At 46.8% G+C, this 13,948-nt stretch carries 14 protein-coding genes; 4 read left to right on the forward strand and 10 right to left on the reverse strand.

What is annotated here, in order from left to right:
* Positions 1 to 29 precede the first annotated feature (29 nt).
* The 3 genes from KNO76_RS01585 to KNO76_RS01595 all read right to left on the reverse strand — a co-directional run bounded on the left by KNO76_RS01585 (position 30) and on the right by KNO76_RS01595 (position 5,101).
* Complete coding sequence (locus KNO76_RS01585; protein ID WP_214881757.1) at positions 30 to 3,479, reverse strand: pyruvate carboxylase; 3,450 nt, start codon at positions 3,477 to 3,479, stop codon at positions 30 to 32.
* Between the two features lie 21 nt (positions 3,480 to 3,500).
* Positions 3,501 to 4,736 carry an FtsW/RodA/SpoVE family cell cycle protein gene (locus KNO76_RS01590; protein ID WP_214881760.1) on the reverse strand — a complete coding sequence of 412 codons (1,236 nt, stop codon included), beginning with the start codon at positions 4,734 to 4,736 and terminating at the stop codon, positions 3,501 to 3,503.
* Positions 4,737 to 4,822: 86 nt separating this feature from the next.
* Positions 4,823 to 5,101, reverse strand: coding sequence for an Fpa/YlaN family protein (locus KNO76_RS01595; RefSeq protein ID WP_214698112.1), 279 nt, complete (start codon positions 5,099 to 5,101; stop codon positions 4,823 to 4,825).
* A 172-nt stretch (positions 5,102 to 5,273) separates the two neighbouring features.
* Here KNO76_RS01595 and KNO76_RS01600 point away from each other — a divergent pair, with 172 nt between their 5' ends.
* Positions 5,274 to 5,741 carry a hypothetical protein gene (locus KNO76_RS01600; RefSeq protein ID WP_214881763.1) on the forward strand — a complete coding sequence of 156 codons (468 nt, stop codon included), beginning with the start codon at positions 5,274 to 5,276 and terminating at the stop codon, positions 5,739 to 5,741.
* 125 nt (positions 5,742 to 5,866) lie between these two features.
* Positions 5,867 to 7,039 (forward strand): multidrug efflux MFS transporter, encoded by a 1,173-nt coding sequence (locus KNO76_RS01605; protein WP_251127831.1) that lies wholly within the window; start codon positions 5,867 to 5,869, stop codon positions 7,037 to 7,039.
* Positions 7,040 to 7,078: 39 nt separating this feature from the next.
* Here KNO76_RS01605 and KNO76_RS01610 read toward each other — a convergent pair whose 3' ends face one another.
* Both KNO76_RS01610 and KNO76_RS01615 read right to left on the reverse strand, forming a co-directional pair.
* Entirely contained in the window at positions 7,079 to 8,395 is a 1,317-nt protein-coding gene (locus KNO76_RS01610) for a PhoH family protein (protein ID WP_214881766.1), read from the reverse strand.
* 33 nt (positions 8,396 to 8,428) lie between these two features.
* A complete protein-coding gene (locus KNO76_RS01615) occupies positions 8,429 to 8,878 on the reverse strand; it encodes a PNPOx family protein (protein WP_214702299.1) in 450 nt (149 codons plus the stop codon).
* 115 nt (positions 8,879 to 8,993) lie between these two features.
* Between KNO76_RS01615 and KNO76_RS01620 the strand changes: the two genes are divergently transcribed.
* Complete coding sequence (locus KNO76_RS01620) at positions 8,994 to 9,194, forward strand: YlaI family protein (protein WP_026826358.1); 201 nt, start codon at positions 8,994 to 8,996, stop codon at positions 9,192 to 9,194.
* 36 nt (positions 9,195 to 9,230) lie between these two features.
* Here KNO76_RS01620 and KNO76_RS01625 read toward each other — a convergent pair whose 3' ends face one another.
* Together KNO76_RS01625 and typA are read right to left on the reverse strand one after the other, a co-directional pair.
* Positions 9,231 to 9,575 (reverse strand): YlaH-like family protein, encoded by a 345-nt coding sequence (locus KNO76_RS01625; protein ID WP_214881769.1) that lies wholly within the window; start codon positions 9,573 to 9,575, stop codon positions 9,231 to 9,233.
* A gap of 85 nt (positions 9,576 to 9,660) precedes the next feature.
* Positions 9,661 to 11,505, reverse strand: coding sequence for a translational GTPase TypA (gene typA / locus KNO76_RS01630; protein WP_026826360.1), 1,845 nt, complete (start codon positions 11,503 to 11,505; stop codon positions 9,661 to 9,663).
* Positions 11,506 to 11,668: 163 nt separating this feature from the next.
* Between typA and KNO76_RS01635 the strand changes: the two genes are divergently transcribed.
* Positions 11,669 to 11,848: a DUF5325 family protein gene (locus tag KNO76_RS01635; protein WP_026826361.1), complete on the forward strand. Its 180-nt coding sequence runs from the start codon at positions 11,669 to 11,671 to the stop codon at positions 11,846 to 11,848.
* A 53-nt stretch (positions 11,849 to 11,901) separates the two neighbouring features.
* Here KNO76_RS01635 and KNO76_RS01640 read toward each other — a convergent pair whose 3' ends face one another.
* From KNO76_RS01640 to KNO76_RS01650, 3 genes are all read right to left on the reverse strand, one after another.
* Entirely contained in the window at positions 11,902 to 13,155 is a 1,254-nt protein-coding gene (locus KNO76_RS01640) for an inositol monophosphatase family protein (protein WP_214702300.1), read from the reverse strand.
* Positions 13,156 to 13,231: 76 nt separating this feature from the next.
* Positions 13,232 to 13,420 (reverse strand): hypothetical protein, encoded by a 189-nt coding sequence (locus KNO76_RS01645; RefSeq protein ID WP_214881772.1) that lies wholly within the window; start codon positions 13,418 to 13,420, stop codon positions 13,232 to 13,234.
* A gap of 236 nt (positions 13,421 to 13,656) precedes the next feature.
* Complete coding sequence (locus KNO76_RS01650) at positions 13,657 to 13,923, reverse strand: UPF0223 family protein (RefSeq protein ID WP_026826363.1); 267 nt, start codon at positions 13,921 to 13,923, stop codon at positions 13,657 to 13,659.
* Between the last annotated feature and the right edge of the window lie 25 nt (positions 13,924 to 13,948).

Here is a 13,948-nt window from a genome sequence, read left to right on the forward strand (position 1 = left end):
AGAAGCATAGCGAACTATGCTTCTTTTGATTATACAAATTCAATCAACAAGTCGTCACTTTGTATTGTGTCGCCTTCTTTTATGTGGATGGCTTTAATCTCACCATCTTGTGCTGCTTGAATGGTCGTCTCCATCTTCATCGCTTCCGTGACGAGCAGCTGCTCCCCACGATGAATACGACTGCCTGGTTCAACCAGTACTTTCAAGACAGAACCTGGCATCGATGCACCAACTTGTTTCGGATTCCCCCGGTCCACTTTCGGACGGCTCGTCGTCGCCGACTTGACGTTTACGTCTTTGATTTCAATCTCACGTGGTACCCCGTTCATCTCATAAGAGACGAGACGAATGCCATCTTCGTTTGGTGCACTGACTTGCACGAGCTTAATAATCAACGTTTTCCCAGTCTCGATTTCAACATGGATCGTCTCGCCAACGTTTAGTCCATAGAAGAACGTTAACGTGTCGAGCACCGATACGTCACCATATGTCGTTGTATGTTTGATATAGTCTTCATACACTTTCGGATAGAGCGCATGGGCGAGAAGCTCAAAGTCCGTAACCGGTCGTTCAAATTTCTCGAACAGTTCTTGACCTGCAGATTTAAAGTCGTACGGCTTGATCAGTTTACCCGGACGAACGTTTAGTGGTTCTTCCCCTTTCAAGATGACTTGTTGCACTTCTTTCGGGAATCCACCAGGAGGCGTCCCTAACTCACCTCGCATCATTTCGACGACCGAGTCTGGGAAGTCTAACTGATGACCACGCGTCATCACATCTTCTTCCGTCAAGTTGTGCTGGACCATGAAGAGCGCCATGTCACCGACGACTTTTGATGACGGTGTCACCTTGACGATATCACCGAACAACATATTGACCCGTGCGTACATCGCTTTGACTTCTCCCCAACGGTCCCCGAGTCCGACTGCTTTCGCCTGTTGTTGAAGGTTTGAATATTGCCCCCCTGGCATCTCATGTTCGTATACAGACGGATGTGGAGCGCGCATATCACTTTCAAACGGTTCATAGTTGTGACGAACGTCTTGCCAGTAGTCACTGATGACTTCATAGTGTTTTGGATCAATCTTTGGTTGACGTTCATGATGGTTGAGCGCATACACTAAGCTTCCACCTGAAGGCTGTGACGTCATCCCTGACAACGAGCTCGCAGCAACGTCTACGATGTCAACCCCGGCATCTGTCGCCCGTGCATATGTGAAAATCCCGTTTCCGGATGCATCGTGTGTATGGAGATGAATCGGTAGATCGACAGCATCTTTCAATGCCGATACGAGTGCATATGCAGATTCTGGCTTCAAGAGACCAGCCATATCTTTGATTGCCAAGATATGGGCACCACTCGCCTCAAGCTTCTTCGCAAGATCGACGTAGTAAGGTAAGTGATATTTCGGGCGGTTACCGTCATATAAATCGCCCGTATAACAGATGGCCGCCTCCGCCACTTTCCCTGTCGGTAATGTCGCATCAATCGCAAGTTGAATCGACTCTAAGTTGTTGAGACTGTCAAAGATTCGGAATATATCAACACCTGCATAAGCCGCTTCATGTACAAACTTCTCAATGACATTGTCTGCATAGTTTTTATATCCGACCGCATTCGCACCGCGGAGCAACATTTGAATCAAGACATTCGGCATCTTCTCACGAAGCTTCATGAGTCGAACCCATGGATCTTCAGACAAGAAGCGATAAGCTACATCAAATGTCGCCCCTCCCCACGCCTCGACCGAGAACAATTCCGGCATCAGTTTGCTCGTTGGCTCCGCGATATTGAGGATGTCCTGCGTCCGCATACGTGTCGCGAGTAATGACTGATGCGCATCACGCATCGTCGTATCTGTCAATAACAGTTCAGGTTGATGCTTGATCCAGTCGGCGAGCCCATCAGGTCCGAGTTCAGTCAGGATTTGTTTCGTTCCTGGCTTCGCTTCTGACGGGAGGTTATGCGGGATTCGTACTGAACGGCTAATCGGCTTATCCTTCAATCCGACACCAGGGAATCCGTTCACCGTGACGTCTCCGATATAGTTCAACAGTTTCGTTCCACGGTCTTTCCGTTTCGGGAAAACGAAAAGCTCTGGCGTCTCATCGATGAACGACGTGTTGTAGTCGCCACTGATAAAATTCGCATGTTTCATCACGTTAATCAAGAATGGAATGTTCGTTTTGATTCCACGGATCCGGAATTCATTCAAGTTTCGAACCATTTTTGAGGCAGCTTGTTCAAATGTCATCCCATGTGTCGACAATTTAACGAGAAGCGAGTCATAGTATGGAGAAATTTCTGCACCGACATATGCGTTCCCACCATCCAAACGGACACCAAAGCCGCCCGGTGAACGATACGCCATAATTTTTCCAGTGTCCGGCATGAAGTTGTTGCCTGGGTCTTCTGACGTAACACGTGACTGAATCGCGTATCCGAGAAGTTTAATGTCCTCTTGTCGTGGCATTTGAATCATATCGCCGTGAAGCGACTCGCCTTGAGCGATCATCAGTTGTGTTTGAACGATATCAAAGCCTGTCACCATCTCGGTAATGGTATGTTCGACTTGGACACGCGGATTGACTTCGATGAAGTAGAACGATTCGTCTTCAGTCACCAAAAATTCGACCGTACCGGCGTTGACATATCCAACGTGCCGCATAAGTTGAACCGCTGCATCACAAATCGCTTGTCGAGATGCTTCAGACAACGTCACACACGGAGCCACTTCGACGACTTTTTGGTGGCGACGCTGAACCGAGCAGTCACGTTCGAACAAGTGAACGATGTGACCATGCTCATCCCCGAGGATTTGGACCTCGATATGTTTCGGACGTTCAACTAATTTTTCTATGTACACTTCATCAGAACCAAACGCTTGTTTCGCTTCTGATTTCGCACGTTCAATTAAATCTTTCATTTCGGCTTCGGTACGAATGACACGCATACCGCGTCCCCCACCACCCATAGATGCTTTGACCATAAGCGGGAAACTGTGCTCGTTGGCAAACGCCTCCGCATCTGCGTAAGATGTGAGTGGCCCGTCTGATCCTGGAATGACAGGGAGTCCAGCGGCTATTGCACTTTGGCGTGCACGTACTTTGTCCCCGAAGGCATGTAGGTGCGACTCATGAGGTCCGACGAAGATAATCCCCTCTTCGCGGCAACGTCGTGCCAACTCGATATTTTCAGAAAGGAATCCATATCCTGGGTGAATCGCATCACTGCCCGATTCTTTAGCGATGCGAATAACGTCTTCGATATCGAGATACGCATCGATCGGCTTTTTATCCAGTCCCACTAAATAGGCCTCATCGGCTTTAAAACGGTGTAACGAGCCGCTATCTTCTTGCGAATAGACGGCCACGGTCCGAATGCTTAACTCCGTTGCCGCTCGGAATACCCGAATGGCAATTTCCCCACGGTTTGCAACAAGTAACTTTTTGATTGCTTTCAAATGAAATCCCCCCATTAATGAAATTAGATATTGATATTACCTGATCACGTGAAGCGGTGAACGTTGTACATTTTCTTCTGACTTCACTCGAATCTCTTCTCGTCTTGTCGCTTCTTGATGACGATTTCGCATCGAGATACTACTGAGCACACCGAGAACCCCCATCATCATAATGAGCGATGTCCCACCATAACTGACAAGCGGTAAGGTCACGCCTGTCCCTGGGAACCAACCGGACATCGCACCGATGTTGATGGCCGTTTGAACAATGATTTGTGATGCAATACCAAACGAGACGAACATCGCAAAATGATTATCCGCATGATTGGCGATATGAATCGCGCGAAACGCGATAAAAAAGAGTAGTACCAAAACTGTCAACACACCGAAGAACCCTAACTCTTCAGCAATGATCGACATGATGTAGTCGGTCTCAGGTTCTGGTAAATACCCGTACTTTTGAAAACTGTTGCCGAGTCCCACCCCTGTCAATCCACCGTGTACGATTGAAATGATGGACATGAGCAATTGGTGACCATATCCTTCCGGGTCCATGAATGGGTTGAACACGACCTCGATTCGACTCCGTTGATTCTCTGAGAAAATGGTCGTAAACAACAAGAAGACCGCTCCGATTGCTGCTAAAATCCCAGGAATCAAAATCCGAAGCGGCGCCCCGACACCGAACCACATGAGCAACATGATGGAACCGAGAACAAACAATCCACCCATATCCGGTTGACCGTTGATCGCGATGGCATAGAGCGAGAAGTAAAAGAGGACCGGTACTAAAAAGAAGGCACCGATTTGTGCGCGCCACCCTTTTTTCACAATGGCGGCTCGGGCTAGTCGACCCGGTAACCCTTTCAACTCGTTATTCCATAATTCATGGTAGTAATTCGCAAGTAAAATGATGAGAACGAATTTTGCGATCTCGACCGGTTGAATCGTTAATCCACCAATGATCAACCAAGCCCGCGCTCCGTTTAAAGGGGGCATCGCCCAAGTGACAAATAACAGAATGACGGACACCGCATAGAGACTGAGCCGGAGACCCTTCTTACGAAACATCTCGTAGCGGAACAACGTCGCAATCAAGTAGATAACAATCCCGATTCCTACGTAAAAGAGCTGACGATAGAATAGACTGTTATTCGCGTAGTCCCCCCGATTCCATACGCTCGCACTATAAATCATGATGGAGCTTAGCCCGACAAGCAAGAGCACTGACAAAAACAACGCAAAATCAAAATACCGAAACCGTGCTTTCATGTATTCACTTCCTTATGTAAAACAATCCGACAACCTTTATAAAAAAATACTCAAACAGCGCCACTTGCACAGTTTGAGTATAAGGTTCATAATTCTGAAGCTTCTGCCAAGGCAGACAACTTTTGTTCCAATGAATCGAGCAGTCCTTTACCTTCAATGTCTGAAATAAGTCCAAGACGAACCGCAAAATCAATTTGGCGCGATAGTCCAAACATATGTGTATCAAGCACCTCTTCATAAAGCGGGCACTTCGGCATTTTAAGGTTTTCTAACTGTACTTCAATCAGACAACGGATTTTTTCAGCATCCGCCTCGAGTAACAGAAGCGCTTGCTCCCGTTGGATTGCAGCCAAATTTGTCGCCACTACGACCCCTCCTCCGTACGATGACAGACTGTTTGTCATAACTCAACTGTACATTATCTTTCATCATAATTCAATGTACAGTATGAATGAACGCGACATTCTTCCTCTTTTCCATTTTACGAGAAAGAGCGCTATAATGAAACATGTAATGTGGATGAAGGGGGACGTAATCATGATATTTCCACTAGACGGAGCGGTTCGTCACAACTTGACGATTGACCCGACCGTATGGATTTTTGACGAACGGAAACGAAAAATTGAAGAATTGGACTCGGTGACAGAAAATGATCGTGAGGCCTACTATGCAAAAATGGGGAAAGCATGGGATGACGGATTATCGCAAGGGACTAGAATCGATCACAATAAACCAATGTCTCGACAAGACAAGGACGCTGCACTGCGCGATTCGTTCGCGATGCCGCTCGCACCGTTTTTGAACAATGCCGAACCTGTCGACTTGGCTACACATATCCGCTTCTACGGCGAAACGGTGTTGACGATTCCACTCAACGAGGCACCTCTTGTTCATTTACAATTTTCAAAAGATGGAAAGGTACTTGCCGACGGACCGGTCTATGTGCTGTACAACAATCAAGTCATCCGCCAAGTCAATCACATCACCGTACTGAGCAATCAATGAGGAGGAAATTTCCTTCTCATTTTTTTGGACTTTTTAGTTCATAAAGTGTAACATATAGTGTATTGATTATAATGAATCTATGAAAGGTTGTGACGCTTACGATTCCTTTATGGAAACGAAATTTAATGGTAGTTTGGATCGGGAGCTTCTTGACTGCCGCTTCGATGAGTCTTGTTCTACCATTTCTTCCACTATTCATTGAACAGCTCGGTGTGAAGGACCCAGATCATGTCGTCACCTGGTCTGCTGTTGCGTTTGGTGCGACATTCCTCGTTGCCGCAATCGTCTCCCCAATGTGGGGCCGATTAGCTGACCGAAAAGGGAGAAAACTGATGCTGATCCGGGCCAGTCTCGGTATGGCCGTCGTCATGTTTCTCATCAGCTTCGTCCAAGATGTCTATCAACTTGTCGGGTTGCGCTTACTCATGGGTGCCGTCTCTGGATTTATCTCGGCCGGTATCACCTTGGTCGCTTCCCAAACCCCTAAAGAGAAAAGTGGCTGGGCGCTTGGTACCCTGTCAACCGGTGGCATCACCGGAGGTCTTTTAGGCCCGCTTATCGGCGGGTTGCTCGCAGACTGGATTGGGCTTCGATCCGTTTTTCTCTTTACCGGAAGTGCACTCTTCCTGACATTTCTCATCACGCTCTGGTTCGTCAAAGAAGATTTCGTTCCCGTGAAGCGTGATGAGCTCGCTTCGATGAAGTCCATTTTCGCTTCACTGCGACATCCTCAGTTGATTGTCGGACTGTTTGTGACAACGTTCCTTATTCAGTTCTCGACACAATCCATCGGACCGCTCTTGACATTATATGTACGTGAATTGAACCCGCATACGACCGCGCTCGCTTTCATGGCAGGTATCGTCGCATCCGCCCCAGGACTCGTCGCTCTCTTTTCAGCTCAGCGCCTCGGACGCTTATCGGACAGATACGGGGCAGAACGTATCTTGTTTTGGGCACTGCTTCTCTATATCGTTTTCTTAATTCCGCAAGCATTCGTCACATCGACGACCCAACTCATTTTACTGCGTTTTGGAATTGGATTCGCGACAGCCGCCTTGATGCCATCGGTTCAGTCACTCTTACGCCAACACACTCCCGTATCGGCGACGGGTCGAATCTTTTCGTATAACCAGTCCGCTCAATTTATGGGGAATTTACTCGGGCCGCTATTCGGTTCTCAAATCGTAGCCTATTTCGGTTTTTCGGCCTTGTTCATCATCACGGGACTAATCATGATCTCGAACGCTTTCTTAGAACGGACGAACGTCCAGTCGCTACAACTCGATACAAAATAACGCCGGGCAAGGTGCTCGGCGTTATTTGTCGTGCATCCGTCATAGTAAATCTGCAGCCAATCTTGCGAGCGACGAACGCTCCCCTTTCACCAGCCGAACATGCCCGAAGACATTTTGTCCTTTGAACCGTTCCACCGCATACGTCAGTCCGTTCGAATATTCATCAAGATACGGATGGTCGATTTGGTATGGGTCACCGACGAGTACGATTTTTGAGTTCTCCCCGACTCGGGTGAGAATTGTTTTGATTTCGTGCTTCGTTAAGTTCTGCGCCTCATCGATGATGATGAACTGGTCAGGCATGCTTCTACCTCGAATATAGGTGAGCGCTTCGAGCTGAATCGATTTCATACCGGCTAATATATTCCCGAGCTCGTCTTTTGAATTCGCATTAAATAAAAATTCCAGGTTATCATAAATCGGTTGCATCCATGGGCGAAGCTTTTCTTCCATTTCCCCTGGCAAGTAGCCGATATCATTCCCCATCGGCACGACCGGGCGAGCGACGACCAGCTTATTGTAACGCTGTTCATCTTCAACAAGCGAGAGCCCTGCTGCTAGAGCAAGGAGCGTCTTACCGGTACCAGCTTTCCCAAGTAAAGTTACGAAAGGAATATCATCTCGAAGCAACAGGTCGAGTGCCATTCGTTGTTGGACGTTTCGCGGGTGAATTCCCCAAATGTGATCTGCATCAAGTGCCAGTGGTCGTAAAATCGGTTGAAGCGAATCGACTACCGCAAGTACACTCGCCTTTGAGACATTACTTTTCAAGACGACAAACGAGTTCGGATAAAGGACTTGTTGGGTAAAGGCGGATGTTGGTAGTTGACGAACCTTATAAAATTCATCGACGAGTGACTGGTCGACCTCAATTTCGCGGTAGCCAGCGTACAAGTCAGTTGTATCCACGATATGGTCTGTCAAATAATCTTCTGCATCGATTCCAATCGCATCTGCTTTCACTCGGACTAATATATCTTTTGAGACGATGACGACTTTTCGATTTTCATCATCCTCATATTGTTTCATTAGTTTCAACGCGACGACTAAAATCCGATTATCGTTCGTCATCACGTCAAAAGGAATATCGACCTGATGCTCGTGACCAATCTCGACAAAGAGACGGCCCCCGTTTTCAAGTGGCACGCCATCATGAAGTTTACCTGTTGCCCGAAGTTGGTCCAAGACACGCGACGTTTCACGAGCATTCCGTCCAACTTCATCCATGTTTCGTTTTTTACCATCAAGCTCTTCTAAGACGATGGCCGGAATGACCACATCATGTTCTTCGAATTGAAATAAGGATAGCGGATCATGTAGAAGTACGTTCGTATCTAAGACATACGTTTTTTTCATAGACTTTGCCGCCCCTCGAATATAGGATGGTGGTCAAGAATGAAGGCTTTCTCCCACTTCACGGTCTAGTTTCTCCGCCGCACGGATATCATACGTTTTTGTGATTTCAGGCTGAGCGTAGGATGCGCCATAAAACGAGATGTTCCTCACTTCTTCAACATGCCCTTCGAAAAAACGAAGATGAAGGCTCGGTTTGATCGATGGCTCGAATTCTTGGATGGATGAAAGCAAGACGTGATAAGATTGACCATCTTCGATAAAGATGAGACCTGCCGTCTTTTCAGTCGTTAAGATGGTGACGATGTGTGAGTTTTTGGTCAAAGCAAGTCGAATCGTGACAGCATCGATTGCTTGCACCCAACTGATGGCATGGCTTATTGGCCAACGCTTCGCCTCATCAAAACCGACGAGAAATGTTAACGGCATGTCATTTAACAGACGCTCTTGCGCGGATGTCAATTCAAACGTTGCCTTACTCGCCATTCAACTCCCCTCCTTTTAATCGGGTATGGTTGTACCATTCTCCCTTACCGGTTTAATTCCCTGCTTTCAACGGATGAAATCATGCTATACTCATCCTATAGAGGAAGGTGAGAAGATGCGTGTAAAATGTTCTCTTTGCGATAAAATCGAAACGATCGATTCATGGTCATTTGAAGCAAAACGATTGCGCAATAAACCGGCTAAAACGTATATGTGTCAAGAGTGTCAGGCGCGAATCAGCGAACGAACCACCGAACGCGCTGCATCTGGACAATTTAAGTTATATCCTACATTTCGTCAAAAACGAAATTGGTAATGCAAACGGGCGCCTCCGAAGAGACGCCCGTATTTTTTATCCTTCAATTGCATCTTGACGACGGTTCCACCAGAGGCGTCCCCGATAGATGGCCAACACAATCACCATAACGGTAAGGACTTCCGGAATTGGCCAAGTGAAAAAGACGAGTGCCATCGTCCCTGCTCCAAGTGACAGAAGAATATAGACAATGAGTGACTTCCACCACGCCAACTGTTTCGCAAAACCAAGTTTAAAAACGAGAATCGTCAGTAAAATGACAACAACGACAAGTGCATTAAAACCGACGGAAAAGTCGTTCTGGTCGCTACCGACACCTAACATCGAGGCGATCCACGGAACGTCAATCTGTGTGATATCAATTGTTTGAGAAGCTTTCAAGACAATAAGTCCCCCTTTATTTCATACACATCCATTCTACACTATTCCACATAAAAGGGAACGCCGAAGCGTTCCCTTTTACCATTTATTCTTTACCAAGTTTACGACGCTTGTCAGCTTTCTCGCGTTCGTTTTTGTTCAAGACTTTCTTACGGAGACGGATTGACTCTGGCGTGATTTCGCAATATTCGTCATCGTTCAAGAATGTGAGCGACTCTTCGAGCGAGAATACGCGCGGACGTTTCAAGACTTGTGTAGAGTCTTTTGCCGAGGCACGCATGTTTGTCAACTGCTTCCCTTTAACAGCGTTGATGGCAAGGTCGACGTCACGGTTACATTCACCGATAATCATCCCTTCATATACATCCGTACCTGGCTCGATGAAGATCGTTCCACGGTCTTCAAGGGCGCCGATTGAGTAGGCTGTAGACTTACCAGGCTCGATACAAACCATGACACCGCTGCGACGACCGCCGATGTCAGCCTGGATGAACGGACGATACTCTTCGAACGTGTGGTTCAAAATCCCATATCCGCGTGTCGCAGACAAAAACTCGTTACGATAGCCGATGAGACCACGTGAAGGAACGATGAATTCCATACGTGTTTGTCCATTGTCGTTCGTGTTCATGTTTGCGAGTTCCCCTTTACGGAGACCGATTGATTCCATGACAGGTCCTGTATACTCTTCTGGAACATCGATGAGAACGCGTTCGAATGGCTCAACTTTCGTACCGTCTTCGTCTTCACGAATGATGACTTGCGGCTTAGATACTTGGAGTTCGTATCCTTCACGGCGCATGTTTTCAATCAAAATTCCGAGGTGAAGCTCTCCACGACCAGATACAACCCATTGGTCCGGTGAGTCAGTCGCTTCGACACGAAGTGAAACGTCTGTCTCGAGTTGCTTCAAGAGACGCTCTTCGATTTTACGCGCTGTGACAAAGTCCCCTTCACGTCCTGCGAACGGTGAGTTATTCGTCATGAAACGCATTTGAAGTGTCGGTTCATCGATACGAAGAAGTGGAAGTGCATCCTCTTTCCCAACCGGCGTGACCGTCTCTCCGACGTTGATGTCTTCCATACCGGCAACTGCAATCAAATCTCCAGCTTTCGCCTCTTCGATTTCAACGCGTTTGAGTCCGAAGTAACCAAACAATTTTGTGACGCGAAGTTGCTTGATTGACCCATCCGTCTTACAAAGTGAGACTTGTTCTCCGACATTAATTTTCCCGCGGAAGACGCGACCAACACCGATTCGACCGAGATAGTTGTCGTAGTCGAGCATTGTGACTTGGAATTGGAGCGGCTCATCCGAGTTATCGATTGGAGCCGGTGTGTTTTCAAGAATCGTGTCGAGCACGTGAGTAATGGTATCTTCTTGTTTTTCTGGATCAGGATCGAACGAACTTGAACCGCTGACAGCCGATGTGTAGACGACAGGGAATTCAAGTTGATCTTCATCTGCACCAAGGTCAATCAAGAGATCAACGACTTCGTCGACAACATCAAGCGGACGAACCATAGGCTTATCAATTTTGTTGACGACAACAATTGGACGAAGTCCTTGGTCGAGCGCTTTTTTCAAGACGAAACGAGTTTGTGGCATACAACCTTCACGCGCGTCGACGACAAGGATTACGCCGTCTACCATACGCATGATTCGTTCAACTTCGCCACCAAAGTCTGCGTGGCCTGGAGTATCGACGATGTTAATTCGTGTGTCTTTATAATCGATGGCCGTGTTTTTAGCGAGAATTGTGATTCCGCGCTCACGCTCGATATCGTTTGAGTCCATCGCACGTTCTGCGACTGCCTCGTTCGTCCGGAATGTACCAGACTGTTTCAATAATTCATCAACTAACGTTGTTTTACCGTGGTCAACGTGAGCGATGATGGCTACGTTACGAAGGTTTGTTCTTACGTTCATGTAGTTATTCCTCTCTTATTTAAAAAATTTCAACTTTTCTTCAACTTTAAGAGTATAGCACACGTCACAGTACCTTTGTCGAGTGGAATCGACTATGAACGTTTTCATTGCATGTTTTTTATCATACAATAGGGAAGATAACAGAAAATGAGGAGGAGTCTCCATGCAGCTTATGTTTTTATTGATTGCTTTAGCCGTCGTCGCTGGATTTGTCGGTGTCGGCATCGGAGTTGCCGAAGGGAGCACCGCTATCATCTTAGGTAGTCTCGTGTTAAGTGGTGTCGCAACGTTCTTTGGCATCCAGTTACGCCGTCGCATTCTTTCAGACCGTCAATCTTCATGAAAACAAAGGTGTAGCTTTGACTCAGGTCAAAGCTACACCTTCTTCATCAAAAGTTAAATCGGACGCGTCAAACAGACGCGATCTCGAAGGAGCAATCCATCTTCTTCAATCACTTCGTATCCGTGGTTGATAAAGTAATCCCGTTCAACCGAGTCGAATCGGAAACCGGCTTGTTGATAAAAGCGAAGTTGCATGATGCTAGAGTTTCCCGTACAGACGAGGAGTTCTTTTCCGCCGAACGATGATGCCCGCTTCACTGCATCCTGTAGCATTCGCTGTCCGATTGTTTGGTTTTGGCGTTCCGGCTTCACTGCGATATTCACGAGTTCGACCCGTCCCACCTCGTGTGACACTAACATGTATGCACCCACGATTTCACCACCGAGTAACGCTTTGAACGTACGCCCTTCCTGAAATTGTTTTAGGACCATCGCTTCATTCGGATTTGCTAACACGAGAAGATCCCGGACTTCTTCATAAGACTCATGCTCCACGATGTGAAGATCTGGCTTCGCTTCGGCTGTCACCCCTTTTGCGATGACATAATGTTTGATGACATCGTTCACGAATGATTCGCTGCCTGCCAATACGGACGTTTTGCTATCATACTGAATCGGTTCACCGTATACAGAAACGACACGCCCTCCTACTTCTTCTACGAGCAGCTTCCCAGCAGCATAGTCCCACGGCATATTACGCATCGTGATGTACCCGTCAACACGCCCGGCAGCTAGCCAGGCAAGTTCAAGTGACGCGGCCCCGTGCGCCCGTGTCCCAATCGAGTCCCGAACAATCGGAGCGAGGATTTCCGGGGCGATTTGATGGTTCGGCGTAACCCACGTGGCATTCATACTTAAAAAAGCATCTCGTACTTGATGTTCATGAAGAGTCGTCAACATCCTACCGTTTAACGTCGCACCAAAACCTTTTCGAGCCATAAACATCTCATCTGCCATGACATCATACACGAATCCATACTCCACGGCTCCATCAATCATTATAGCAACTGAAATCGCAAACATTCGTTTCTGATGAATGAAATTTAACGTCCCATCAATCGGGTCAACGAACCATACCGTTCCTGTTAATGTGTCCGGTGAGTCTGTCGTCCCTTCTTCCCCCATGATTTGATGGTGTGGAAATGCTTCTTGAATACGACGAACAATCAGCTGTTCCACCGCCCGGTCAATTTCAGTGACCAAATCCCCCTTTCCGGTCTTTCGTTCCACTTCATAACTTTGATCTATCTCACGACGAATTAACTCCCCCGCCTGTTTGATTAAATCGACTGCAAACCATTCTATCATCTGTGATCACCTCAACTGTATTGTACCAAACAAAAACCAGTATCCGCTCGGAATACTGGTTGAATGTGTGTAATGGTTAGGCTTCGAGACGCAATAATTCTTGGCGGTACTTCTCTAACCGATGCTTACTAGCCTGAACTGTAGCATCATCTTGTGACCCCATCGCATCGAAGAGGGTTGCCAATTCATAATCAATCTCTAAGCGCAGCACCGGAATCCGTTTTTCTGCGTCTTTTCTTTTGAATGCCTCAATCACTTGTTTCATAAGATGCCACACTCCTTTTGTTGGGCTACAAGTTACGGTTTAATGAGTTGAATTGAGTATATCAGATAAAATCTGAAAAAGAAAGATAATTGTCTGACTATTTCGAATTTTTTATCTTACTGGATATATTCCCAATTTCGAGCCCCTTAAACCTGGATTAGTGTTAAAGAACTGTACCCGATTTAAAAGAGAAATAACAAAAAAGTATGCCTCAAATTGCACAGGCATACTTAGACTTACAGTTTGATTCTTTTATTCGAGGACTTCATTGCCGCTTGTACGGTACGATAAGTGGAATATCCCGTCTGTTCGTCGTGAACCGCGTTCAGTTGTTTCTCCTCTGACTTAGATGTTACGATTTGTTTGAAGGTCCGATATGCGTCGAGGAAAACTTCCCGCTCGACCCCACCTTCATTCGCCTGTGCGACGACATTATAAAACTCGACGACATCAATCAATTCGTCTGTCGTCCAATCCGGATTGATTGGATAATTGATTTGCATATTGTTCACCTCGACACTCATTGTA

This window comes from Exiguobacterium sp. s101, from assembly GCF_018617835.1.
GTDB classification, from domain to species: domain Bacteria; phylum Bacillota; class Bacilli; order Exiguobacteriales; family Exiguobacteriaceae; genus Exiguobacterium; species Exiguobacterium marinum.